This is a genomic window from Methylomonas sp. PHL2-19, assembly GCF_059331595.1.
In genome coordinates, this window is record NZ_CP196839.1 from 3,702,700 (window position 1) to 3,726,865 (window position 24,166).

22 protein-coding genes are annotated in these 24,166 nt (G+C 49.1%); all 22 read right to left on the bottom strand.

Features of this window, described 5'->3' with window-relative positions:
• Positions 1-62 precede the first annotated feature (62 nt).
• The gene (locus ACR02O_RS17065) at positions 63-563 is read right to left on the bottom strand and encodes an OmpH/Skp family outer membrane protein (RefSeq protein ID WP_020485707.1); all 501 of its coding nucleotides are present in this window, start codon (positions 561-563) and stop codon (positions 63-65) included.
• Between the two features lie 83 nt (positions 564-646).
• Positions 647-2,983, bottom strand: coding sequence for an outer membrane protein assembly factor BamA (gene bamA / locus ACR02O_RS17070; RefSeq protein WP_425257495.1), 2,337 nt, complete (start codon positions 2,981-2,983; stop codon positions 647-649).
• Positions 2,984-3,186: 203 nt separating this feature from the next.
• A complete protein-coding gene (locus ACR02O_RS17075) occupies positions 3,187-4,485 on the bottom strand; it encodes an FCSD flavin-binding domain-containing protein (RefSeq protein WP_458137892.1) in 1,299 nt (432 codons plus the stop codon).
• The gene (locus ACR02O_RS17080) at positions 4,485-4,781 is read right to left on the bottom strand and encodes a c-type cytochrome (RefSeq protein ID WP_458137893.1); all 297 of its coding nucleotides are present in this window, start codon (positions 4,779-4,781) and stop codon (positions 4,485-4,487) included. Before ACR02O_RS17080 ends, ACR02O_RS17075 begins: the two co-directional genes overlap by 1 nt.
• A 5-nt stretch (positions 4,782-4,786) precedes the next feature.
• Positions 4,787-5,530 (bottom strand): 23S rRNA (guanosine(2251)-2'-O)-methyltransferase RlmB, encoded by a 744-nt coding sequence (rlmB, locus tag ACR02O_RS17085; protein WP_458137894.1) that lies wholly within the window; start codon positions 5,528-5,530, stop codon positions 4,787-4,789.
• Positions 5,527-7,851, bottom strand: a complete 2,325-nt coding sequence (gene rnr / locus ACR02O_RS17090; protein WP_494522061.1) for a ribonuclease R — start codon at positions 7,849-7,851, stop codon at positions 5,527-5,529. The genes rlmB and rnr overlap by 4 nt, the downstream gene beginning before the upstream one ends.
• Before the next feature lie 62 nt (positions 7,852-7,913).
• Positions 7,914-9,506: a cyclic-di-GMP receptor FimW-related protein gene (locus tag ACR02O_RS17095; protein WP_171695802.1), complete on the bottom strand. Its 1,593-nt coding sequence runs from the start codon at positions 9,504-9,506 to the stop codon at positions 7,914-7,916.
• A 110-nt stretch (positions 9,507-9,616) separates the two neighbouring features.
• Positions 9,617-9,904, bottom strand: a complete 288-nt coding sequence (locus ACR02O_RS17100; RefSeq protein WP_494522062.1) for a hypothetical protein — start codon at positions 9,902-9,904, stop codon at positions 9,617-9,619.
• A 108-nt stretch (positions 9,905-10,012) separates the two neighbouring features.
• Positions 10,013-10,459 carry a hypothetical protein gene (locus tag ACR02O_RS17105; protein WP_494522063.1) on the bottom strand — a complete coding sequence of 149 codons (447 nt, stop codon included), beginning with the start codon at positions 10,457-10,459 and terminating at the stop codon, positions 10,013-10,015.
• A gap of 94 nt (positions 10,460-10,553) precedes the next feature.
• Complete coding sequence (locus tag ACR02O_RS17110; protein ID WP_494522064.1) at positions 10,554-13,496, bottom strand: DUF748 domain-containing protein; 2,943 nt, start codon at positions 13,494-13,496, stop codon at positions 10,554-10,556.
• Between the two features lie 22 nt (positions 13,497-13,518).
• The gene (locus ACR02O_RS17115; RefSeq protein ID WP_494522065.1) at positions 13,519-15,309 is read right to left on the bottom strand and encodes a hypothetical protein; all 1,791 of its coding nucleotides are present in this window, start codon (positions 15,307-15,309) and stop codon (positions 13,519-13,521) included.
• A 235-nt stretch (positions 15,310-15,544) separates the two neighbouring features.
• On the bottom strand, positions 15,545-15,943 hold the full coding sequence (locus tag ACR02O_RS17120; protein ID WP_494522066.1) for an RNA-binding S4 domain-containing protein: 399 nt from the start codon (positions 15,941-15,943) through the stop codon (positions 15,545-15,547).
• Entirely contained in the window at positions 15,936-16,292 is a 357-nt protein-coding gene (locus tag ACR02O_RS17125) for a rhodanese-like domain-containing protein (protein WP_494522067.1), read from the bottom strand. Before ACR02O_RS17125 ends, ACR02O_RS17120 begins: the two co-directional genes overlap by 8 nt.
• Before the next feature lie 25 nt (positions 16,293-16,317).
• Positions 16,318-17,274, bottom strand: a complete 957-nt coding sequence (gene ispH / locus ACR02O_RS17130; protein WP_033155221.1) for a 4-hydroxy-3-methylbut-2-enyl diphosphate reductase — start codon at positions 17,272-17,274, stop codon at positions 16,318-16,320.
• A 37-nt stretch (positions 17,275-17,311) separates the two neighbouring features.
• Complete coding sequence (gene rraA / locus ACR02O_RS17135; protein ID WP_494522068.1) at positions 17,312-17,797, bottom strand: ribonuclease E activity regulator RraA; 486 nt, start codon at positions 17,795-17,797, stop codon at positions 17,312-17,314.
• A 14-nt stretch (positions 17,798-17,811) separates the two neighbouring features.
• Complete coding sequence (gene trhP, locus ACR02O_RS17140; protein WP_494522069.1) at positions 17,812-19,167, bottom strand: prephenate-dependent tRNA uridine(34) hydroxylase TrhP; 1,356 nt, start codon at positions 19,165-19,167, stop codon at positions 17,812-17,814.
• A gap of 43 nt (positions 19,168-19,210) precedes the next feature.
• Positions 19,211-19,981 carry a glycosyltransferase family 2 protein gene (locus ACR02O_RS17145; protein ID WP_458137899.1) on the bottom strand — a complete coding sequence of 257 codons (771 nt, stop codon included), beginning with the start codon at positions 19,979-19,981 and terminating at the stop codon, positions 19,211-19,213.
• Positions 19,982-19,993: 12 nt separating this feature from the next.
• Positions 19,994-21,250: a glycosyltransferase gene (locus ACR02O_RS17150; RefSeq protein WP_458137900.1), complete on the bottom strand. Its 1,257-nt coding sequence runs from the start codon at positions 21,248-21,250 to the stop codon at positions 19,994-19,996.
• Between the two features lie 10 nt (positions 21,251-21,260).
• A complete protein-coding gene (locus ACR02O_RS17155; protein WP_494522070.1) occupies positions 21,261-22,001 on the bottom strand; it encodes an FkbM family methyltransferase in 741 nt (246 codons plus the stop codon).
• A complete protein-coding gene (locus tag ACR02O_RS17160) occupies positions 21,998-22,153 on the bottom strand; it encodes a hypothetical protein (RefSeq protein ID WP_458137902.1) in 156 nt (51 codons plus the stop codon). The genes ACR02O_RS17155 and ACR02O_RS17160 overlap by 4 nt, the downstream gene beginning before the upstream one ends.
• Positions 22,154-23,245, bottom strand: coding sequence for a glycosyltransferase family 4 protein (locus ACR02O_RS17165; protein WP_494522071.1), 1,092 nt, complete (start codon positions 23,243-23,245; stop codon positions 22,154-22,156).
• A complete protein-coding gene (locus ACR02O_RS17170; RefSeq protein WP_458137904.1) occupies positions 23,242-24,162 on the bottom strand; it encodes a glycosyltransferase family 2 protein in 921 nt (306 codons plus the stop codon). The genes ACR02O_RS17165 and ACR02O_RS17170 overlap by 4 nt, the downstream gene beginning before the upstream one ends.
• Positions 24,163-24,166 lie beyond the last annotated feature (4 nt).

The following is a 24,166-nucleotide window of genomic DNA, read 5'->3' on the forward strand; positions in this document are numbered from 1 at the left end:
ACTAGGAACTCCCCAACTTAAGTGCTGCATGCTCCCTCAATCAGGAAGCATTGGGGAAAATCTTATTGCGACAAGTTTTCCAGTTTTTGCTGAACGCGGCTGGTAACATCAATTTGATCGTTGGCGTAAATAACACCGTCGGTCAGCAACAGATCAAAAGACTCTTCTTTGGCTAACGCTCTTACTGCTTCTACAATGCGTTTTTGCAGATTGCCCAACTCTTCGTTTCTACGCATGTTGAAATCTTCACTGAACTCTTGTTGTGCACGAGCCGCATCGCGTTTTTTGTCCAGAATGTCTTTTTCGATTCTATGACGCTCTTCTTCGCCCATCACCGCAGTGTCACGGCCCAATTTTTCTTCCAGCGATTTAATCTCTTTTTGCTGAGAAACCAGCGCTTTGTCTCTTGGTGAAAATTCAGTTTCCAAGCGAGTTTTTGCTTTGGCGGCTTGTGGTGCTTTTTCCAAAACTTTGGCCACATTGACAAAACCGATTTTCAGCTCTGCGTGACTCACGCCAGCAAAAATCATCAGCATTAGAAACAAAGAAATTCTATTTTTCATGGTCAAAACCATCTCCGGTTAATTTTTTTGAGTTTAAGACAGAACGCAAAGGCGATTATAGGGCAAAACAGGCTCAAACTAAACTAAAATCCCGAGCCGAAGGTGAACTGGAAGGCTTGAGTTCTATCGGTACTCTCCGAATTCAAGGGCTGGGCGACACTCACTGCCAAGGCCCCAAAAGGAGACAACCATTCCCCCGACAAGCCCACCGAATAGCGAAAATACTTGCGCAAATCGCCGGAATTAAGTCCAGGGGCCAGCGTGCCGGCATCAACAAACGAGCCAATCCTCACCGATTTCATATCGCTTAAGAACGGCACAGGGAAAAACAGCTCGGCCTTGCCAATCAGCTTGGTGGAGCCCCCGATGGGTCGATTGTAGGTATTGGCGGTATTGATTTCGTTTTGGTCAATGACACCCAAGGTATTTTGCATAAAACCGCGAACGTCACCGGTACCACCGGCAAAATAGTTTTCAAAAAACGGCAAGCCGGAACTACCACCGTAGCTACCGCCATGCGCCACCTCACCTAACAAGCGGAAGGTAAAGTCGTTGGACAAGGGAAAATAATGCTGATGCTTATAGCCGACTTTGAAATATTCCAAATCACTACCGGGTACGGTAATCAATCCGGAAAGCCTTTGCTGACCACCGCTATGTGCGAATGTGGCTCTGTCTAAAGTATCGTGAGTCCAGCCCGCAGAAGTTGAGAGCGTATCGAAGCTTTTCGACCGGATTGCAGAAATGTCGTCGCCCTTTTTAAACCCTAGGAATTTTAGAATCGTGTCCGAAGACAAGGTGGTGTTTTCGATCTCGGTGCGCTTTAGATCAATATCAAAACCGATTCTGTCGAACTCGTTCAACGGGATACCAAAGTTGATACCGGCGTTTGTAATGGTTGTATTGTAAGCCGCCAAGTTAGCCGCGTAGGCATTTCGGGAGGTGTAACCCAGGTTGTAGCCCATCGCCACGCCATCCAGCGTGTAATAAGGATCTGAAAAGCCCAGGTTGTAGCGCGTCAAAATACTACTGTTGTTGAACGCGAAATCGACCCGTTTACCGGTACCAAAGATATTGTCTTGCGACACGTTGGCGTTAAAGATAATCCCTTGCACCTGGGAATAACCGACACCGGCCTGCAAGTTACCGGAGGCTTTCTCCTTGATCGTGTAATTGACGTCGATCTGATCGGCCGAACCGACCACAGGCGGCGTTTCCACGCCCACTTCCTCAAAATAACCCAATCTATCCAGACGGGTCTTGGTCCGTTCAATCTTGCTGCTGGCCGCCCAACTGGACTCCATTTGTCTGGCTTCCCGGCGAATCACTTCGTCACGGGTCTTGGTGTTACCTTTGACGTTGATGCGCCGCACATACACACGCTTGCCCGGATCAACAAAAAAGGTCATCGCGACGGTTTTTTGCTGCTCGTTAATCTCCGGCACCATATTCACGTTGGCAAAGGTATAGCCTTCGTCACCCAGGCGATCCGAAATGGATTTGGACGTTTCCGTAGCGTTCTTCCGGGAGAATATCTCGCCGGGACCCACCTTAACCAACTTGATCAACTCTTCCGGCGGCACGATCAATTCACCGGACAATTTGACCTTTTCCAAGGTGTACACGTCGCCTTCCTTGACGTTGATGGTGATGTAAATTTCCTTCTTATCGGCCGTAATATCAACCTGAGTGGATTCAATGGAGAAATTGATATAACCGCGATCCAGATAAAATGAACGCAGCTTTTCCAAATCAGCAGACAGCTTTTGTTTGGAATATTGGTCGTCTTTGGAATAAAAAGACAGGAAGTTGGTGGTGCTTAATTCGAACTCTTTCCGCAAGACATCGTTAGCAAAGGATTTGCTGCCGACGATATTGATTTGCTTGATCTTGGCAACCCGGCCCTCGGAAATATCGATATGAATGCCGACCCGGTTGCGCGTCAATTCCGAAACTTCGGTTTTAATTTTCAGGCCGTATTTACCATGGCTGAAATATTGCCGGCGTAGCTCTTGTTCGACCTTGTCGAGGATTTGCTTGTTGTAAACCTTGCCTTCCGCCAAGCCGATTTTTTTCAAGGCTTCGGTCAAATCTTCCTTTTTAATGTCTTTGTTGCCTTCGATAACCACTTTCGCTACCGAAGGCCGCTCGACTACATTCACCACCAGCGTGCCGCCATCGCGTTCCAGCGATATATCCTTGAAAAATCCGGTATTGAATAAAGCCCTGATCGCCGCGGCTTGCTTGTCTTCGGAAAAGGTTTCGCCAACATTAACCGGCAAATAGTTGTAGACGGTACCGGCGGAAATTCTTTGTAAGCCCTTGACCTGAATATCCTCAACTACAAAGCTGCTTGCATGAGCGGCCTTGCCGGACAGCATACTCAGCAACAGTATTTGTAATAGTGGGTTTTTCTTCACGCAGTCAACCATGGAAAATGAACAGGCGCGATTGTAACACGCTGTTTTCGGATTCCCGCGCCTTCAATGGTAAATACTCGTAAATACTGGCCGAAAAATTGCTTTCTTATTCAGTTTCAATTGCAAGGAAAAACAATTCAAAAAAAATTACAAAAATCCAATGCAAGCTATTGAAATAAAATATTTTTGATCAAAACATCAAGTTAACCAAACGTATCAGCAATCAAGTTCCGATAAACGGCTCGCGTGTAATCCGCTTCCGCAGCGGCAACTTGGGCATCGGCTCGCGCACTTACTCCACCGGCGCCTTTCACCGGAGCAATCGCATCGGCTGCATCCAGTTTGTAAACACCGGCCACGGAGATACCGTGGTCAGGCGCGATTAGGCTATAGCAGGTATTCAGCCAATGTGCTTCGGGGACGGGGGTCTGATTAAGCAAGCTCGTCACCGCCAACGCACACGCTTTAGCTTCGGAATTAGCGGCAAAAGCAGATTTAGGGATAGGCGCATAATGCGCAGCGTCGCCAATGACATGGATAAAGTCGTCAAATAACGATTGGCCGGTCAGCGGCCGAACCGGACACCAACCGGTGCTATCGGCCAAGCCCTGCTGCAAAGCGATGTGCGCAGCCGTTTGCGGCGGAATGATGTTCAACACGTCGCCTCTGATTCGGTCGCCGAATTCGCTAGTCAGCACCCTATTCGGCTTATCCAGTTCAAGTAAAGGATTATCCGCCAAACTATGCCACTCGATCAGGCTATTGGCGGTGCCGTAACCGTAATGCTTGGTCCAGCCGGCTTCGAATAGAGCCTGCTTGGAAAAGCTGCGTTTAGCATCGAGGATGAGTATTTTCGAACGCGGTTTATGCTTTTTCAGCCAATACGCCATCATACTGGCTCGCTCGTAAGGGCCGGGCGGACATCGATAAGGATCGGCAGGCACCGCTAGCAACACTACGCCACCGTCGGGCATCGCTTGCAGTTGCCGCGCCAGAATTAAGGTCTGCGAACCGGCCTGCCAGGCGTGCGGAAATTGCTCCGCGGCTGCCTGATCGTAACCAGCCATCGTATCCCAACGAAAATCTATACCGGGCGACATGATTAACCTGTCATAGCTCACGCTCTGCCCACCGGCCAATCGCAATCGCCGTTGCCCAACATCTAAACTGCTGACGCGATCAATTAACAGTTTGATTCCATATTTGTCTTGCAAAGCCTGGTAATCGACCGTCAACTGGTCGAGGCCCGTCAAACCGGCAAACAACCAATTACTGCCAGGACAAGTGATATATTTGGCTTTGGGTTCGATCAGCGTGACTTGAATATTCGCATTCAATAAACGCAAATATTTCGCTGCAGTCGCGCCACCGAAGCCGCCACCGACCACTACGACATGCGCTTTGGCACCCCAAAAGAACGACAATCCGCCACAACCGCTAAGAACACCAGCCCCAACTCCGGCAAGGCCTTGTAAAAAACGTCTGCGGGATAATCCGGTCATTAATGGCGACTCAAATACTCGGCAACCGCCGCCAGCTCGGTGTCGCTGTAACCTTTAGCCAAACGCGGCATCAATGTGGCGGGCCTTTTGTCGTATTTAAAATCCAGCAAGGCCTGCTGGATCTGCTGAGCGGATAAACTTTTTAGCGAAGGGCTTGAGCTTTGGGCACCCAAGCTCGACTCGTTGTGACAATTACGGCAATTAAAGGCGATTGCTCTCGCATCGATTTCAGCATAAGCCATCGAGCTCAATGCGCTGGCAAGCAACGCCGCCGAAACATAGCCCATGCGCTTCATGCCGTTTAAGCAAGCAGTTTCTGCCGAAACACTTCGTACAACAATACGCCAGCAGCCACCGATACGTTCAGGCTTTCCACCTGTCCAGCCATAGGAATTTTCACCAGAAAATCGCAATGCTGACGGGTCAGATGGCGCATGCCAGTACCTTCCGTACCCATCACCACCGCCAAAGGCATATCCAGTTCCATCTGAAACACAGTTTGTTCAGCTTCGCCGGCCGCGCCCATGATCCAGATATTCTGCTCTTTCAACCAGCGCAGTACCCTGGCCAAATTGGTAACCTGATACACCGGCACTGTTTCCGCCGCGCCGCTGGCTACTTTACAAACCGTCGGCGTGATACCGGCGGCATTATCTTTAGTAACGATCACACCATGCGCGCCCACGGCATCTGCGGTACGCAGACAAGCGCCGAGATTGTGCGGATCTTGCACTTGATCCAGCACCAGATAAAACGGCATAGTGGTTAGCGCTTCGACATCGTGCTTGAGTTGGTCTTCGCTGCGCATCGCCGGCAATTCCACGGCCACCACAATCCCTTGGTGATTTTTGCCGTCGGCCATCTTTTCCAGCTTTTTACGCTCGGTTTTTTCCGGATTGATACCCAGCTTGACGAGATCGTCTATCACTTGCTTCAGGCGTACATCCTGGCGTTGACTATCCACCCAGGCACGGCGAATTTTTTGCGGTGAATAATCCAGCGCGGCTTGCACCGCGTGAATACCAAACAATTGGGTTAAAGTCATGAGCGACGGCGTTTTTTGGCTTTTGGCTTACTTGAGGATTTCTTATCTTTATTCGACTTCGTCGCTTTAGCGCCGGCTTCGGCTTTTTTGCGGCTCGAAGAGGATTTGGTCTTAGCGATTTTTTTACCCGACTGTAGCAACTCAAAATCGATTTTCTTGTCGTCCAGATTAACCCGCACCACGCGAATTTTCACCATATCGCCCAAGCGGTAACGTACGCCGGTGCGCTCGCCGTACAACTGATGTTTACTGGCGTCGAAAGCAAAATAATCCTGTACCAGGGAGGCGATATGCACCAAGCCTTCCACGTAAATCGATTGCAATTCAACGAAAAAGCCAAAACCGGTCACGGCGGAAATCACGCCGTCGAACTCTTCGCCGATCTTATCCATCATGTATTCGCATTTCAGCCAGCTCACCACATCGCGGGTGGCGTCGTCGGCGCGGCGCTCGTTCGCCGAACAATGCTCACCCAACAACACCATGTCAGGATGCGTGTAATAAAAACTATCAACCGACTTACCGGCCAGACAATGCCTGATCGCCCTATGCACCAGCAAATCAGGGTAGCGCCGGATCGGCGAAGTAAAGTGCGCATAGGCATCCAGCGCCAAGCCAAAATGGCCTTTGGTTTCCGGGCTGTAAACGGCTTGCGACATGGAGCGCAGCAAAATCGTCTGAATCAAATGCGCGTCGGGACGTTCCTTTACCGACTCCAGCAGATGCATGTAATCCAATGGTGTGGGTTGCGCCTTACCCCCCAGAAATAAACCCAGTTCGCCTAGAAAGGTTTTCAGTGCCAGTAATTTTTCCGGGCCGGGGCCATCGTGGATCCGCAGCAGGCGCGGCATTTTTTTCTTATTAAGAAACTTCGCCGCTGCCGTGTTGGCGGTAATCATAAATTCTTCGATCAGCTTATGGGCATCGTTGCGCTGCAAAGGCACGATTTCAGCGATTTTGCGCTCCGGCCCAAAGACGATTTTGGTCTCCTGGGTGTCGAAATCCATCGCCCCGCGCAACTCGCGCTGCTTACGCATCACCCTGTACAAGTCATACAGAGTCTGTAAATGCGGCAACAAAGCGGCGTATTTTTTTGCCAGTTTCTGATCGCCGTCCACCAGCATTTTTGCTACGTCGGTATAGGTCAAACGCGCATGGGAGCGCATCACCGCTTCAAAAAACCGCGAACGCAGGACATTACCTTCATCGTTGATCAGTAATTCGCAGACCATGCATAAACGATCCACTTCCGGGTTCAACGAACACAAACCGTTAGACAGTATCTCCGGCAGCATCGGAATGACTTTTTCCGGAAAATATACAGAAGTACTGCGGTTTTTGGCTTCGGCATCCAAGGCTGTATCGACTTTTACATAGTGCGAGACATCGGCAATCGCCACCAACAACTTCCAGCCTTTTGGGGTTTTCTGCGCGTAGACAGCATCGTCGAAATCCCGGGCATCTTCGCCGTCTATGGTGACCAAGGGCAACTTGCGAATATCTTCCCTGCCCTGCTTGGCGGACTCGGGCACTTGCGGCGTGAGTTCCTTGATTTCTTCCAGTAATTGATCCGGCCACTGATTGGGCAAATCGTGCGAGCGAATCGCCATTTCGATTTCCATGCCCGGCGCCATATGCACGCCCAGCACTTCAGTGATGCGACCCAAGGGCTGACAATGCTGGCTTGGTTGCTGAATGATTTCCGCCACCACAATCTGGCCTTGTTTGGCATGGCCGACGTCTTCCTTGGCAATCAGTACTTCGTGGGCAATCTTTTTGTTATCCGGCACCACATAAGCCACGCGGCCCTCGGTAAAAAACCGACCGACCACTTGATGCGTATTGCGTTCGCTGATTTCAATCACTGCCGCTTCGCGACGGCCGCGTCTATCAATGCCGGCCACGCGCGCGATGACTCGGTCATTAGGCATCAGCGGCTTCATTTCCCGCGGCGACAAGAACAAATCTTCGCTACCGTCATCGGGTTTCAAGAAACCGAAGCCTTCCGGATGGCCAAGCACCCGTCCGGCGATAGTGTTGCCGCCGGAGCCCAGGCAATATTTTTGCCGGCTGTTAAAACTTAACTGGCCGTCGCGCTCCATGGCGCGCAGCCTGCGGCGCAGCGCCTCCAGGGCATCAGGTGTTTCCAGGGCAAATTGTTGGGCGATTTGTTGGCGGCGTAGCGGCTTGCCGGCTTCTTGAATAAGCTGGAGGATCAGCTCGCGACTGGGGATGGGATTCTCGTATTTTTCGGCCTCACGCTGGGCGTGCGGATCGACGAGGGCGTTAAAATCAGATGTCTGATCGGTATTTGCTGTCATTGAGTCTGTTTGCTGGGTTCTGCCGCCTATTCCCTATCGGAACCGGGCGGCAATCGTCTTTGTTATATAAAATCATAGCCTTTCTTCTTGTTCTGCGTGGGAACGACGTCGTCCAGAATACGCCGGCATTCGAACTGCCAATAGCCCAAGCCGATATTTCTACGGCCGTTCAAAATAATGGGAAAATTCTCATGCCCCATGAACATTCGCAATAAATCGCCGTCTTTCAAGCGAAAAGAATCCATGATGATAAAGCTCTTTTCGCCTTCATTATCTCTTATGCCATAGATCAAGGCTTTCTTGCGCTCCGCATCGGTATCCGCCTCAAGCGCCTGATAAGCCACCGGGAAAGCTTGCGCGGCGATGACCATCACCTCAAATATCAGTTTGGAATCCTGCTTGGGGAGCAGTATTTTGCAAACCACGCCGAGCGAACGTTGTTGCGGCATCGCGTCTATCTTACGAAAACTCACCAAGCTGCCGATAGACAGCACGCCTTCCTTGTGGAAATTACAGGACAAGGCGCGTTCGGAGTCAGTCTCTGCCCGAATTTCCAGACCAGTTTCCAGACCGGGTCTACCGGTTTCCAATAGATCATAGGTCGTTTCCAAACCAATAGCCACATATCTATCCAGCCTATCGGCAAAATATACCGTCCCTTGCGGCTCCTTCCCTTGCCAGCGCTGCATCAGATAGTCGAACAGTTCCGCGGATAACTTTTGATGATTATTCTTATCGACTTCCAGCGAACTAAAGCGCGCTTCCTCCTTGCTGCACAGTTTGTCCGCCTGTTTGATGACTTTACCCAACTTGGTCAGATTCAGGTAAAGCATGGCCGAATCCGACCGGCGATCTGTCTGTGTGCCACCGAGCAAAAAAGCCGGCGGCAGGTCTTCGTCCATTAAAATCGCGCATTGCACGGCTTGTTCGGCTACCGGTTTGGTTTCGATTTGCAGAAAATCGCTGATTTTCTCCAGAAACTCATAAACCAGTTGAAACTCTTTCTGCATTAAGCCGGATGGATAGGCCAAACTTAACAGCAATATTTGTTTATAGCTGTCTTCGACTGACGACAGTTTGCTGAATATACCGCCCTGGTCGGCCACCTTGGAGCCCGCCTTATCCAGCTTCACGGCGAGTTTATACAACGAGTGCAAATCGATCCAGATCCAATCCGGCACCGGATAGCTCATCATGTAATGACTTATCACGATGCGGCTCAAGCCCCGGATAGTCCGCTGTATCGCCAAGGCCGTGGATTTACCCTGCAACCAACCGATTTCTCGGCGGGTCAAATCCTTGACCACGCTCCAATAGCCGATGGTAAATTGTCTTTCGATTGCGCAGGCTAAGCCGAATATTTTTTTTTCGCTTTCGCCCTTTGGAAAACCGAACTTGATCAGCCGCGAGCGCAAATAATCGTCAATCAAGTAAAAGCTGTCTCTGAGTAACTCCAAGGCATGCAAGCGTTTCGCCGCCGGCATTTCCACCGAAATTAATTCACCTAACAACTCGTAAAACAAACGGGCGGCCAGACCGGGATTGGCCGTCGGCAGTTCCGCGATCCATTGCCGTAGCGCATCGTCGGTAAATGACGCCGACAATTGGGGATCATTTTTTTGCTGGGGTATGACCAGAAAAAACGAGTTTTTCACAGAGCATCCATTATTGATGAACGTGCTGCGAATCGCTCACTATTCAGGATGACATCCCAATAGGCGACAAAACCAACAGCGCGCTGTGTTGCTAAGCCCTCAACCATTGCCTAGAACAACCCTTCATCGTCTACCATCAAATTTTGCAAGGCATTCACATCCTTTCTGAGTTGCTTCCTTGCCAACAACTTGGTTTGCACGCGCTCAGGAAGCTCGGTAAAAATTAACACCTGATTGGCTACCAGTAAATCCACCAAGTCGTCTATGACCCTGACCATATCGTTATCGGTAGCTGACAAGGCTTCCCTTGCCTTATCACTTGGGACCTGCTGCAAGAATACCGCTACTTCCGGGTGGTCGACATCGAGCCACTCATCGCCGCTGTCGCACAGCTGCACGATTGCCCCCGTCTGATCTCGGACTACAAACGGCACAGGTCACCTACTATCGACATAATCAGCAAAATCCCAGACCTTATCGGTAAGCACCGGCAACGCAAAAACCGATCATCTAGGTGAGATAGTCAAAGCGCCCAAGGTGACGCCAATGTCTATACCGCGACCCTTGCCGGACAGTGCTAAAGAAATTTCGCCTCGGGTTAACAATTGCCCGTCTATCGACTTGGTGGCACCGGCATGGCCTTCGAAGGCGACAAAGCTGCCGTAGATTTCATTCAGATTTCTAACTTCGGAAAACACCCCTGTCCCCTCGATTTCCGATTTACCGATGGTAAAACCTATGCTCTTGGACGCCAGTGCTACTTGCGCCCGCTGTCCGTTACTGCAGCTGATATTACCCAGGCCATCGTATTGCTTATAAACGAGTGACCAACCGCTCAACTTGTAAGTCATCGTGCAGGATGTTAGCGATTGCGCAGCCGCCGGAGACACGAAAAACAGTCCGCCAACGCTTAGCGCCAACAGTGGAATAAATCGAAAAAACTGGGTTGACATTAGAATCTCCATTTTTATAAAACCTTAAATACAAATCGATGCGCCACTATCGCTGCGTAAACGCCATTATATTACAAACAGTGTAAGCTTCCGTTTACTGTGAAACGCTCAACGATAGCACCGATTTAATCCCATCGGCTGTTTCAGCCTGATTCAACTCGGTCGCCATCAGATACAGCCTATCTTTGCTAATCCCGCCCGGTTCGGCCAGATACTGCGCGATATGATTGGCTCTGGCAATCGCCAGATCGTTAAGGCGCTGCGGATCGGGTGGAAAAATGCCTTCCAGTTTCTGTTGCGCCAACGGGTAAAAGTCAGAGTCCGGATTAGCCTTGATCCGCGGCTTGCCTAATAGGGATCTATCCATCTCCTGCGGGAAGACTTCGCCAAAAAACTTGGCCAGCAAGCGCTTGTAGTCATCGTCGGATAATTCGATGTATTCGTGCCGAACTTTCTCACCCTTGTCGCGCAACTCGCCGGACTTCATTTTTTTCAATACATCCTTTACTGCTTCAAAGCGCATCGCCGGCCAATCCATGTTTTGGTAGGCAATACCTTTGATTTCCAGGGTCAACTCGGGTTTGCTGAGCAAGGCTTTATTAAGCTGATCCAGTTTGGCGGATTCTTCGACAGCCAATTCAGCACTACCCGGTGCGAAAGCCACCGCGCTAAAATCCTTGTCATCATCGAGCAGCGAACCCAGCGCTTTGAACGGCGACATCGCCACTTTAGAAATCAGATTAACCAACACATCGGCCAGCAAGGAACCAATACTGAATTTCGGATCTTCCAGACTGCCGGTGATGGGAAAATCCAGATTAATTTTGCCGTCCGCATCTTTCAGCAAGGCAATCGCCAAATGCAAAGGCAAGGACACCGCATTCGGATTTTCCACATGCTCACCCAAGGTCAACTGATCAATGAGCAATTTATTCTGCACTGCCAACTGCGCCTGCTTGATGGTGTATCGCAAATCCAGCGCCATTTGGCCTTTCTCAATCCGGTAGCCGGCAAACTCAGCCATATAAGGCGTAATCAACGGCAAAGGCATGTTAGTAAAATTAAGGGCAATGTCCGAATCCCCTGTATCGAATTGATATTTTCCTTTGATACCGACCGAAGCCATCTCGTAAACCTTGCCTTTTAAAGCCAACTTGGCCTCGGCATCTTTGTCCGAGGAAAACCCGCTGACTTCGCCGTTGAGACTGTTCATCGCCGCTACGAACGGTAATATCAAGGAGTAGTCGGAGAAATCCGACTTACCCTCTTTCAGTTCGATTTTACCGATACTGACCCGCGGCTCGGTGGATTTGCCGGCCGCCGGTTTTGCAGGAGGTTTAGCTGCCGGCGCTGGTTTTGCGGGTGTTTGCGGCAGCATTAGATCGTCGATATTGGTTTTACCATCCTTTTTGATATTAAACCGCAGGTAAGGACGGTCAAACATTACCTTGGCGAATTTGAAATCCTGTTTCGCCAAATCGATGTCTATTCCCGACACCTCCAGATTGGACCATTTCAAGAAATCCACGTTTTTGAGCTGATCCCGAGTCACCAAACCTTCTAAATTCGCATCCCCTTGAAACGTGAGTTGCAGCTGTTCGGCCACCGCTAATTGCAGATTACCCTTCCCGCTGAAATCGCCATCCACCAATTCCAGTTTTAAAAAGGGGTCCAGATAAGATTGGAACACTTTCAGATTAATATCGTGAATATCCAGCGCCCAAGTCCCCTCAAAAGGCTGCAAACTCATCTCGCCGTCCACTTTCAACCCGCCGGTATTATTGAACTTGCAGCTCAATTGCACCGGCAATTTACCACTGTCCTGCGTGCTAAATTTTTGCACCTTGCCACTCAACTCGCTCAGTTGCAGCTCCAGCGGCTTCGGCAAACTGTAATCGGTAAAATGAATGTTGTAGTTGTTGAATGCCAACTCATCCACTCTAACCAGCCAGGGCTTGCTTTCCTCGGCAACCATCGGCGTTGCAGGTGGTTGATTAACGTCTTGAGCCGCGGCATCTCCGGCAAACAAAGCCTGATAATTGACAATACCGTCAGCTTGCAACCATGCGCTAATCCCCGCATCGCTGCTGGATACCGCTCCAATCTCAACTTGCTGCTGATTAACATCGACATTAATGCCGTTGCCCGCCAAGGCCGGCAGACTCACTAACGGCTTACCGTGATTGTTCTCGGTGATCTCCAGCTGTTTGATCTCGACATTGCCGTTGCTTAGCTTTGTGAGCATCCCATCCGCTGCTTGGGCAAGCGTGTAATCGACTTGCAAACCCAGCACGCCGTTGACGATTTCCACCGGCAGGATTTGTTGCAAAAATAATTGCCAGCTTCTGGCCAGACCTATTTTTTCCAACTGCAACTGACCCTTAGAAGCCAGCGGTGCAATCGAGAAATCGCCATGCCATTGGATAGTGCCGCCCGATTCCAAACCCACACTCAATTCCCCCGGCGCACTGCTTGCCGCCTGAGTGCTAAATTCGTTGAGTGATAGATTAAGCGGTAACAGGTTTTCCGATAGCACTTGACCGCTGGTAGCATCCTGCCAGCCTATGCGTCCTTCTGTGATCGCGATTTGATGAACCAACAGCGCCAAGCTTTCGCCGTCACTCTCTTTTGTGTCAGGCTGCGACTCTGATTGCTTGGTTTTTATATCCGCAAAATTGAATGCGCCGTCGGCGCGACGTTCGATATTGACTTGCGGATTATGCAAATCAATGACGTCTAAAACCACACCGCCCAGCTTTGCCGACTCGACGGTGTCCAAATCGACAAATAAACGCTCGAAACCCGCCAGATCTTTGCCGTCTTTCGCCGCCAGGGCAAAGCCTTCCAAGGTCAGTGTGAATTTGAAGGGGTTAAAGCGAATTGCCGAAAGCCGGGCTTGCTGTCCGGTTTCTTCCTGAATTAAAGCCGGCAGTTTTTTTAAGGCCAGTGCCGGCACCAGATAAAACCCCAAGAAGGCGTAGATCGCCAAAAGCGCAATAAGCCCCAATCCTGCGATCAAGCCTTTTTTTCGATTCATTGTCACCACCACACGCTGGAAATTAGTGCAGCTTATTCAACAAATCGGCATCTATCCGGCATCCACCGAGATCCGGATAATCGGCCAGGTTTTGTTCAAAATCTCGAAAGGACGGATGTTGAAAAGCCAGGCGGGTAATCTTGCCTTGCACTAACTCAAACTCCAAAGCCCCGCCTTTTTCACGCGGGCTGCCGGGTTTGGTGACAAACAGCATGATGCCGATATTCGCCAAAGGCTGGCCTTGATCTTGAGCCGGACGCGCACAAGTGTAAGTCTCGACATTGAGCCCGCTAAACACACCCGCCAGCTGAGCGGCGTTGATCAGCACGCCTTCGTCAGCAACCGTCGGCACTTGCAGTAGCGCTTCCAAACCAAAGTTGCCCAAATGGTTTTGCAGTAGCACCGTGCCGTTCCCGCCTTTTTCGGTATTTAATAAAGGGTATAGCTGCCGAGCGGCTTCGTCTTTGTTGGGATTTTGCAAAGCCGATAAAAATTGCCGCGCCGCCGATTGAATTGGGTTGATGACGCCTTCTTTTTTCTGCCGGGAGTTGGTCAGCGCCTCCCAATCCTGCTCGGTGTTAACCGCCAGCTTCATGCTCTTCATAACGGCGTAGTCTTCGCTCGCCAGACAGCCGGCGAAGTCCTTAGCCCGATATTGTTCCAGCAACTTGGGGCGGATTTCGTCGGTCATGGCCCGCTGCGCGGAGATATTAAAGTTTTTCCAATCCGGCGAGGTTTTGCTCAGGAAATAGTACAACACCGCATTGCGATCAAATTTATTGAAGCCCAAATCCTTCATCGCCAGCTTCAAGCGCCGGCATTGGCTTTCCACATCCGGGTAGTTTTGCCAATCCGGTTGCAGATTGGGTTTCGCGGCCGGGTCGACTTGATCGATCAACTGCCGCAAACTGACTTCGCCATTGGCCGTTTGAATCGGTATCCGCCACAACTCATCAAGTGACAAATCATGCGCGTCGGGCGGCAGGTCGCCCGAGGTTTTCAACAGTAATGAGGAGACTATTTCCGGGTATACCCGCAATTCGCCCAACAATTTGCTTTCGGAAGACCAAGCACTCAAACCACCTTCAACCACTTCATAAACGCCCAGACGGATTTGATTGAAACTACTACTGTCCCCCGCAAGTACCACACTGGCAGGCAAAGAATGCGTCTCGGAACTGTATTTACCGTTACCAGAAGTACCGGCTGCGGGAGTTTTGGCCACCACTTGTGGATTGCTCTCCACCCAGTTGCCGGCCAGCTTGCCCATCACCGCCATACCCGCGCCGACACCGGTGAATGCGAACAAACTGCTGGCGGCATTCACGTCGTTAATTAACTGGGAAAGATTGGCTTCGTGGCTGTTACTGGTCAAAAAATTGTATTCGATTAAGGTATCCTTGCTGGAATCGAGGCGTAACCAAGGGGTCAGATAGGATTTTTTGGTTTCCAGTTTGAAATTGCATTTACCGGTGGTGGCTTGATACAAAAAGCCGCTGGCTTCGCGCTTCAGTTTTAACGCATCGTTATGCACACTAAATACCAGCGCCGCAGACAGGTCTCCGTTTTCGTAATGGCCGCCCACATCACTACAACCGCCTTTCAGGGCGTTATCCCCCTTGAAATCAAAGTCGGAGACCAATTGTACATAGTAGTCGTCACCGCTCACCGTGGTTTGACCGCGTAGCGGCTTGATCGGTAAAGACTCGGTTTTGGGATAATCGACGGCAATTTGCCGGGTTGTGGCGCAACCGGCCAGCAAACCGCCAGTTAGCATTACAGTAGTAAGGACAGAAAAACAACGTATCGACATTAAATATCCTATGGTGTCGCGAAACGCAAGCCGGTATATGCCTGACGCAGTATCGTTTAAATGTAGAATCGAGTTCTTAGGCGCCGCTTAATTGTGGCGCGATAAAATTTATCGTAAGGCATCTTGGTGCCGTGGATAGACGCTATTGAAGCACTAATTCCATGCAAGTTGGCCGGGAATAATAAATTGAAGTGTGTTTTGTGGCTATTGTTTTGTTCGACGCGGCAAATAGCGCTTAAAGTGCGTCCTGTTTGAAGCGATGAATTTGCCGGCGTTGTTTTTTGTTGGGTTTATGCTCGCGCTCAGACGGATGCAGCAAGGCTTGCTGCTGCTTGTGTAACTCGATTTGCTTAAGCCGCTTATTGATACTGGCTTGGTCTTCGCTGTAAAGCGCCACAGCCTCTTTAGCGGGACGGCGTTGATTATTCAGATCGGTCACCGTAAGCTCCCAAGTGTATTGGTCTTTGGTAACGCTAATCAAATCGCCGACTTTCACTTCCTTGCCCGGCTTGCAGCGCTGGCCGTTGACATGCACTTTGCCGCCGCTGACCGCATCGCCAGCCAAACCGCGCGTCTTGAAAAAACGCGCAGCCCACAGCCACTTATCGATGCGGACTTGGTTTAACTCACTCAACGCTTAAACCGCTCTCCGTCCAGGCTTTAAAACCGCCCGCCATACTGACTGCACCGCTATAACCTAGTTGATTCAAGACCTGAGTAGCCAGTGCCGAACGTCCTCCGGTCTGGCAATAAACCACTATCTCTGCTTGTTGCCGGCCTTGAAAATCCGGATGGCTATCGATCTTAAATTCCAGCAAGCCACGAGGAATGTTAACAGCCCCCGGCAAATGTCCGGCTGCGTACTCGGCTGGTTCGCGCACATCCAGCAATAAACCGCTCAAGCGCGTTTGCGCAGTCGCCACATCGATTTCTGTAATCTGTTGTTTGGCTGCCGCCACCAGTTCTTGGGCAGTAAGGCTCATAAAAATTCTCCAGACGTAAACGGAATCAAGCTTCCATGTGTTTTTTCAATTCTTTCGGAATCGAGAATACTACTTTTTCTTCTATACCTTTGTTTTCACGAACCTGAGTGGTTTCTCCGCCCCACTCTTTGAGCTGATTAATAACTTCCTGTACTAACACTTCAGGCGCAGAGGCACCAGCAGTCACACCGACTACGTTGATGCCCTCCAACCACTCTTGTTTCAAATCCTTATAGGTATCGATCAAAAATGCCTGCTTACCCAACTGTTCGGCAATTTCCCGCAAGCGGTTGGAGTTGGAACTGTTCGGCGAACCTACCACCAAAATCAAATCGGAAATTTTTGCCAGATCATGGACCGCGTCTTGGCGGTTTTGAGTGGCGTAGCAAATATCGTCTTTTTTCTGTTCCTTGATGGACGGAAATTGTTCACGCAATGCGTCGACCATTATTTTGGTGTCGGTCATAGACAATGTGGTCTGGGTGACATAAGCCAAATTATCCGGATTATTGACTCTCAGGTTTTTTACATCATCCGGAGTTTCCACCAGATAAATATCGCCATGCTCAGTACATTTGTCGTACTGACCCATCGTGCCTTCAACTTCAGGATGGCCGGCATGGCCAATCAGAATCACTTCTCTATCCTGTTTGGCATGTTTGGCCACTTGCATGTGCACTTTGGTCACCAACGGACAAGTCGCGTCGAACACGGTTAACTTGCGCTCTTCAGCTTCTTTCTGGACCTGTTTGGACACACCGTGAGCACTAAAAATCAGATAGGACCCCACCGGCACATCACTGAGTTCTTCGATAAAAATTGCGCCTTTTTCCTTCAAGCCGTCAACTACCGTACGGTTATGCACCACTTCGTGCCGCACATAAATGGGTGCACCGAAGGTATCGATCGCTTGATCGACAATTTCAATAGCCCGGTCTACGCCGGCACAGAATCCACGAGGGTTAGCGAGTACGATTTGCATATTCTTGAGTGTTTTACTTGGTTAAGACAAAACGATTTTAATCCAATTTTGTTTCCGAGACGATAATTCCGTCGCTATCCGCGTAAAGATAGTGATCTTTTTTGAAATTGACGCCGGCAAAAGTGATCATGGAGTCCCGGTGACCATGCCCGTGCTTACTGCTACAGAGCGGATGCGTGTTCAAAGCCGCCACCCCAATCGGCATTTTGTTGATGGCTTCCGTACCGCGAATACTGCCGTATACGACGATACCCTGCCAGCCATTTTCGACTGCCAAAGCAGTTAAGGTATCCCCCAGCAAGGCGCAACGCTTTGAGCCGCCACCGTCGATCACCAGAACTCGATTAGCGACTTTCTCTTCCAGGACGGTCCGCACCAAAGTGTTGTCCTCGAACACTTTCAAAGTCGTGATTTGCCCACTGAATTGGCTTTTGCCACCGAAATACCGAAACAAAGGCTCGGCAATTTGAAAATTTTCTTGGGCGGAAAAGCGATCACATAAAGCGCCGGTAAGAAATGACATACAGCCTCCAAAGGCTAGTAATAACGTGCCAGCAATCCGTACTGGCAATCAGCATCAGGCAGCGGAATTTTCACTTCATAACCACCCCCAGACGCTTCCTGCATGGGCTGACCGTATTTATCGACCATATTCTCCACGGTTATATCCCGATTACCGTGCGGTAGAATCAATTCGAGCTTATCACCCAGCGAAAATTTGTTCTTGACGCTAATGTCGGCCCAACCCGTTTCGGCGTCGTAATGGGTAATCTCCCCGCAAAACTGTTGTTGATGGCTTTTGGAATAGCCGGATAGGTAATTTTGATGTTCGTGGGTATGGTGGCGCTGATAAAAACCATCGGTATAACCACGATTTGCCAAGTTATCCAGAATACCCAATAACTCCGGCTGAAACGGTCTGCCCGCCAACGCATCGTCTATTGCCTGCCGATAGGTTTGCGCGGTGCGCGCCACGTAAAAATGCGATTTGGTACGGCCTTCGATCTTCAGGCTGTCGACACCGATTTCCACCAAGCGCTGCACGTGCTCTATCGCGCGCAAGTCTTTAGAATTCATGATGTAAGTGCCGTTTTCGTCTTCCATGACCGGCAACAATTCGCCCGGACGACCTTCTTCTTCCAGGAAATAGATATTGTCTGCCAAAGGATGCCTATCAGCGCTACCACAACTGGCAGTGTTTAAGCCCTGATTCAGGTCATTCATCGAAATGACCGCACTATCGGCCAACAAATAATCGCCTTCCGCATTTTCCACAGCTGGCTTAGTGTCGTATTTCCAACGGCAAGAATTTGTGCAGGTACCTTGGTTTGGATCACGATGATTGAAGTAACCTGACAACAGGCAACGGCCGGAATAAGCGATACATAACGCGCCGTGTACGAATACTTCCAGTTCCATATCAGGGCACTGCTGACGAATCTCGGCAATCTCGTCCAGCGACAACTCGCGTGACAGAATCACTCGCTCTACGCCCATGCTTTTCCAGAATCTTACGCTGGCATAGTTGACGGTATTGGCTTGCACCGACAAATGAATCGGCATCTCCGGCCATTGTTCCCGTGTCATCATGATCAACCCTGGATCGGCCATGATCAGCGCATCAGGCTGCATCGCGATGATCGGCGCCATATCCTTCAAAAAGGTTTTGATCTTGGCGTTATGCGGTATGACGTTGGCAGCCAAAAAGAATTTTTTGCCTAGTTGATGCGCTTCGGCGATGCCTTTGGCTAAGTTGTCGGCCATAAAATCGTTGTTACGCACACGCAGGCTATAACGCGGCTGCCCGGCATAGACAGCGTCAGCGCCGAACGCAAAAGCGTAACGCATGTTACGAATGGTGCCAGCGGGGGAAAGGAGTTCGATGTGTTTCATGTCTGTACTTTAAATTGAGCTGACAGGCATTTTAACAAAGAATCTATTCGGTAACTTTTGGACGTTTGAAGAATTGCGGTACTCGGGATAGCATTTTGCGGATAATAAAGGGCAGCGGGGATACGCATAGGCCATTCTTTGTGCATGCTTTATACGCCTCGATATTACCTTCCAAAACGCCTCGGATACTATTATTGGAAACTCCGCCTATACGCATCTTTACCCAAATATCCGGCACATAGACTGATTTAATGTTTTGAACTTCCAAAAAACGCATGGTCAGATCAAAGTCCGCCTGGCGCGGAAAATTAAGATCGAAACCGCCGTATTGCTCGTATATTTTCCGGCGCACAAAAAAAGTGGGATGCGCAGGCATCCAGCCTTTTTCAAAAAGACCATGCTGAAAAGGCTTCGATTGCCAATAGCGCATAACTCGGTTGGTATTTTTCTGCTCTACATATAACAAATCGGCGTAACAAGCATCGACTGTCGCATCGGAAAACACGTTGGCTACTTGATCCAGCACCGTGTCGTCAGCATAAAAATCATCTGCATTGAGTATCCCGATAATTTCGCCGCTCGCCATTGCAATACCTTTATTCATGGCATCGTAGATACCGCGATCCGGTTCGGAAACCGCTCGCAATAAATCCTTGTATCGCGTTACCACATCCATGGTTCCGTCTGTCGAGGCACCATCGATAATGATGTGTTCCTTGTCCGGATATTTTTGATTGGCTACGGAAAGAATGGTGTCTTCGACAGTGGAAACGCTGTTGAAGCAAACTGTGATGATCGATATTAAATTAGACACAATTGGTTTTTTTTATTGGAAAACAATGCCCGATTGAGCATGTTCGCGATAAAGATTAAGCAGTTTTTCAACGACAACATCTTCGGAAAACGTCTCAAGCACGTGCTGTCTGCCATTTTTGCCCAATTGCCGTAAAGTGGGTAGATCGGTCTCCAGCATCCACAGCATGCCCTCGCACAATGAATTCGTGGAATATGGAGTGGCGAGATAACCGTTGATTTTATGAAATACAATGTCTTTTAGGCCTGAGCAATCAAAGGCGATGACGGGCGTTTCACAGGCCAAGCTTTCAGCGGCGACCTGTCCGAATGACTCGACTAGCGAGGGCACCACGGTAAAGTCCGCGCGGCTATAAAGTTTCACCAACCGCGACGGTTCAATCACATGGCCGATCTCGACATGCCGGAAGCCAAAATCCATGGCGTTTTTGCCTACCGTTCCTCCAAAACTGACCAGCACAATATTGTTTTTTTCATGCAGCCGAGCCGCCAACAAACGTAAAGCCTGGTACAACAAATGAAAGCCTTTCATGCCCATGTTCTTGCCATGCACGGCACCGAACAGAATGACTCTGTCTTTGGGAGACACGCCGTAATCCGCTAAAAAATCATTAGTCATCGGCCTATAAAGCTCTGTATCCAAACAATTGGGTATAAGCCGTATATCAAAATCTCTCAATAAAGGGCTTTCGGTTGCCCGATTTACCATCCAGGTAGAGGGAGCAGTAAAAATAACTCTGTCTTTGATGGCATTTAAGACTCGCTTCTTCCTAATCCAGGTGAATCTATCCAGATCAACTCCAGTCACATTTTTATTCGCGGCATGATAACCCTCTATAAATCGGGTGCTTTCTAATGCCAAATGCTCGCTTCCGCAATAAAACCATTCGTCATGCAAAGTAATAATTATCTTTCCATTTATACTGGGGATTTTTTCTAAAGCAATAGCTTCATTATTTATCCAATTCAAATGAACTAACTCTGAGTTTCGAATGATATTCAGAACGCTATCGCAACTAAATAAATTAAGAGAATGCTTGACGGAATTTTTACTTAATTGGCATTTCTGCACAATAAAAGCAAACAATCTTTTAAGGAAATGCCAAAAGAACTCCAACCTTCCAGGCGCCATAACAGACTCATCGTTCGAGAATTTTTCCACGACAACATACTGAACAGAAATCCGCTTTTTCCGTAAGGCCAGAAAAACTTTTTGGGCGGCTTTTGCCGCGCCGCCGCGAGATTCCGAGAATGATACGAGCGAAATCAAGACGTAGCCCTTAGATTTCCCAACCATTATTGGTCGTAAATTTCGGTGCGGATGCTATTCGCTCAATCACTTGCTCGACGTTTCGAAGATAAAGCATATTTCCGACATTTTGGCTTTGCCTATTGTTGGGCATTAACTGGCGCGTAAGTGGATCGTATTTAAAAGTAGTAAAGCCATAATCGAGCATAACAGCATGTAAACTCGCCTCATCGAACCCATAACGACTTCCACTTCCGTTCAATTCCATAACAACGCCTAGCAACGACGGATTGGATAAGGTTTTTCTAGCCCCGGCTATCACATTCGTTTCAAATCCCTCCACGTCGATCTTTATCAACGTCGGCTCGAAGTCTTCTAAAATATCATCCAGCGTCTTTACTTCCACCTCAATCGTCTCTAAACCTTCTTCCGAAGCCGCAACAACATGATTGACGGTATCCAACGCAGCTGTAAACTTTAAAACACCGTGCTCACGACCAACACCAACATTAAGTGCCGATACCTTGCCGCCGATGGCATTTAAATTAATGTTATCCTTTAAATGCAAAAATGTACTTGGTACCGGCTCCATGCTGATCGAGTTCGCTCCAACCACACCGGAAGCCAATACGGTATAAGACCCGACGTTAGCCCCGACATCGACAAAACCATCCGCAGCCCTTAACAAATGCATGATAAAAGCCATATCTTCAAACTCATGCAATCCGGTGTAAATATTCCCGGTCGCTCCCGTCATGCCGTTAGCGGTCAAAAGGCGCGTTCCATTGACAAAGTCAAGGCTATGGGACTATCAATTAAACGACTGGCAACTTGCCATCGAATAAATCCTAGTATTGCATTTAATTTTCGTCCCCGATTAAGCGGATGACGGGTAACGGTTTTTAAAACATCGAATAATTCCATTTATGCCTCCATTTCCCTCAGAATACGGTAGGCGCCATCAAGTAAATTATTCGCCCATCTTTCCGGCGTGAATTGCAAAGACATTAAATAACTGTTCTCCGCCATGATCATTCTTTGACCTTCATGTAGCGCAGTGTATTGCAACATTGCCGAGGCCAACTCATCAACATCCCCGGTTTCGACCACATATCCGTTATAACCTGTTTGAACCAGATGCACAGAAGCCCCAACTTCCGCAGAGCAGATAAGCGCCAACCCAGCCGACGCCGCCTCGTGCAGTACTAGCGCCCAAGGCTCGAAAGTACTCGGCAGGATTAAACAGTTTGCCCGCAGTAATTCTCCAGGCAAATCGCCCGGCTGACAAAAACCCATCAGCTCTATACCCTCCACAGGTTCGAGCATGGCTTTCAACGGTCCAGTTCCATAACATTTTAACGGCCAAGGCTCTGCTACGGACTGTCTATAGCGCCGATAAGCCTCTACCAACACATCCAGACCTTTCTCCGCCGCGAGCCGACCGACGTATACAAAAGCATGAGACTCGTCTGACAAGTGTTGCCGTTCGAAATGGATGGCGGAAAACTTTTGATGGTCACAGCTTAATACGCCGCGCAAAATCCGACGCTGTGGAAATCCCAAGTGATGCGCAAAAACAGCCTGCCGTTCGCCGGCGACAAATAGTGCGTCACATATCGGCTTTAAATAAAAGCGGGAAATCATCCCCCCCAATCTTTGCTTGATAGTTCCTCGCCATGGATTATCGACGGTAATGATCCTAACGGCCCTACTCCGAAATTTTTTCAAGATATGTCTGTGTCCAGGCACATTCCATCCGGAAGAGACAATGATATTCGGTCTAAATTTTTCCAGCCTGCTAAGCAATTCAGTTTCGTCCAAGCGAACATCCCACTCATATCGCTCTTCAATCCAGGAAAACAGGCTATCATCATAGGGCGAATCTTTAGTAACCCGCATATTCGAAACAAAAATTTCCACGCCTTCAGTTTGCGCCAATTGCTTTAAACAGGCATTCATGTAGCCGGAGAGTTGGGTCCATAAAATAGCGACGCGCGTTATAATGGGTTCTGTCATTTCGCCACCTGGCTACGCGTCAAATATTTTTTAGAATAGTGCTTTAGAAAAATCCAGTATTCAATTAGCCATAAAACAAAAGCAGGCGCCACCCGATTCTTCATTTTGATTTGCCCATATTCCTTAAGCACTTCCAGCGTCCTATCTTGCCCCACACCACCTTCACGCCAAGCAGAAAAAATAATATTTTTCAATTTTACTGTCGGAAAATCGCTATAAGCGCGCAACAAGTGCTCATAGTCCATGCAAAAACGGTTATTGACGTCGAATAAGCCATAAAGTTCGAACATTTTCTTATGCGTAAACAGGGCTTGATGCGGCAGAGACATCCGGAACAATAATGATCGCTTATTAAATTTTGGGTTAAATCGCTTTGGCGCCACCCATAAAACTTGTTTGTCGTCTTGTTCCGAAACGCGCTGTACTCTGGCACCAATCAACATATCGCGTTCCGGATCGACACCCTCCATCATTTCACTGACGACATGCCTGGATAATAAATAGTCTCCGGCTCCCTGAAAATTCAAGTAGTCCCCCGCCGCCAAGGTAACGGCTTTATTAAATGCGTCGCTAATGCCTTTATCCGGCTCGCTAACCCAATAATCGATCACATGCTCGTAACGTTTGAGAAGATCCACGGTGCCATCGGCGGAACCGCCATCAATGACGATAAACTCCAAGTTTTCATAGTCTTGATCAAGAATGCTTAATATCGTACGTTCAATAAATTCAGCGCCATTAAAAACGACCGTCAAAATACTAACTAGGGGCATTTCGGGGCGCGACGATTTGAAGTGACCCTGTTTGCGCAACCCACCCTCGCCCTGTCTCTGACTTTTAGCGGGAAGAAAAAGCATTTGTTCAACCTTGAGCTCGGCATTACTTTTGAAATTTATCTGATTATTCGGCAACATCATTTAA

Bases quoted from the DNA above. Each gene is read 5' to 3' on its own strand.
- ACR02O_RS17110 (WP_494522064.1), bottom strand. From the start codon at position 13,496: ATGAATCGAAAAAAAGGCTTGATCGCAGGATTGGGGCTTATTGCGCTT.
- ACR02O_RS17075 (WP_458137892.1), bottom strand. From the start codon at position 4,485: ATGACCGGATTATCCCGCAGACGTTTTTTACAAGGCCTTGCCGGAGTT.
- rlmB (WP_458137894.1), bottom strand. From the start codon at position 5,530: ATGACTTTAACCCAATTGTTTGGTATTCACGCGGTGCAAGCCGCGCTG.
- ACR02O_RS17125 (WP_494522067.1), bottom strand. From the start codon at position 16,292: ATGAGCCTTACTGCCCAAGAACTGGTGGCGGCAGCCAAACAACAGATT.
- rraA (WP_494522068.1), bottom strand. From the start codon at position 17,797: ATGTCATTTCTTACCGGCGCTTTATGTGATCGCTTTTCCGCCCAAGAA.
- trhP (WP_494522069.1), bottom strand. From the start codon at position 19,167: ATGAAACACATCGAACTCCTTTCCCCCGCTGGCACCATTCGTAACATG.
- ACR02O_RS17160 (WP_458137902.1), bottom strand. From the start codon at position 22,153: ATGGAATTATTCGATGTTTTAAAAACCGTTACCCGTCATCCGCTTAAT.
- ACR02O_RS17165 (WP_494522071.1), bottom strand. From the start codon at position 23,245: ATGACAGAACCCATTATAACGCGCGTCGCTATTTTATGGACCCAACTC.
- ACR02O_RS17170 (WP_458137904.1), bottom strand. From the start codon at position 24,162: ATGATGTTGCCGAATAATCAGATAAATTTCAAAAGTAATGCCGAGCTC.
- ACR02O_RS17105 (WP_494522063.1), bottom strand. From the start codon at position 10,459: ATGTCAACCCAGTTTTTTCGATTTATTCCACTGTTGGCGCTAAGCGTT.
- ACR02O_RS17065 (WP_020485707.1), bottom strand. From the start codon at position 563: ATGAAAAATAGAATTTCTTTGTTTCTAATGCTGATGATTTTTGCTGGC.
- rnr (WP_494522061.1), bottom strand. From the start codon at position 7,851: ATGACAGCAAATACCGATCAGACATCTGATTTTAACGCCCTCGTCGAT.
- ACR02O_RS17080 (WP_458137893.1), bottom strand. From the start codon at position 4,781: ATGAAGCGCATGGGCTATGTTTCGGCGGCGTTGCTTGCCAGCGCATTG.
- ispH (WP_033155221.1), bottom strand. From the start codon at position 17,274: ATGCAAATCGTACTCGCTAACCCTCGTGGATTCTGTGCCGGCGTAGAC.
- ACR02O_RS17115 (WP_494522065.1), bottom strand. From the start codon at position 15,309: ATGTCGATACGTTGTTTTTCTGTCCTTACTACTGTAATGCTAACTGGC.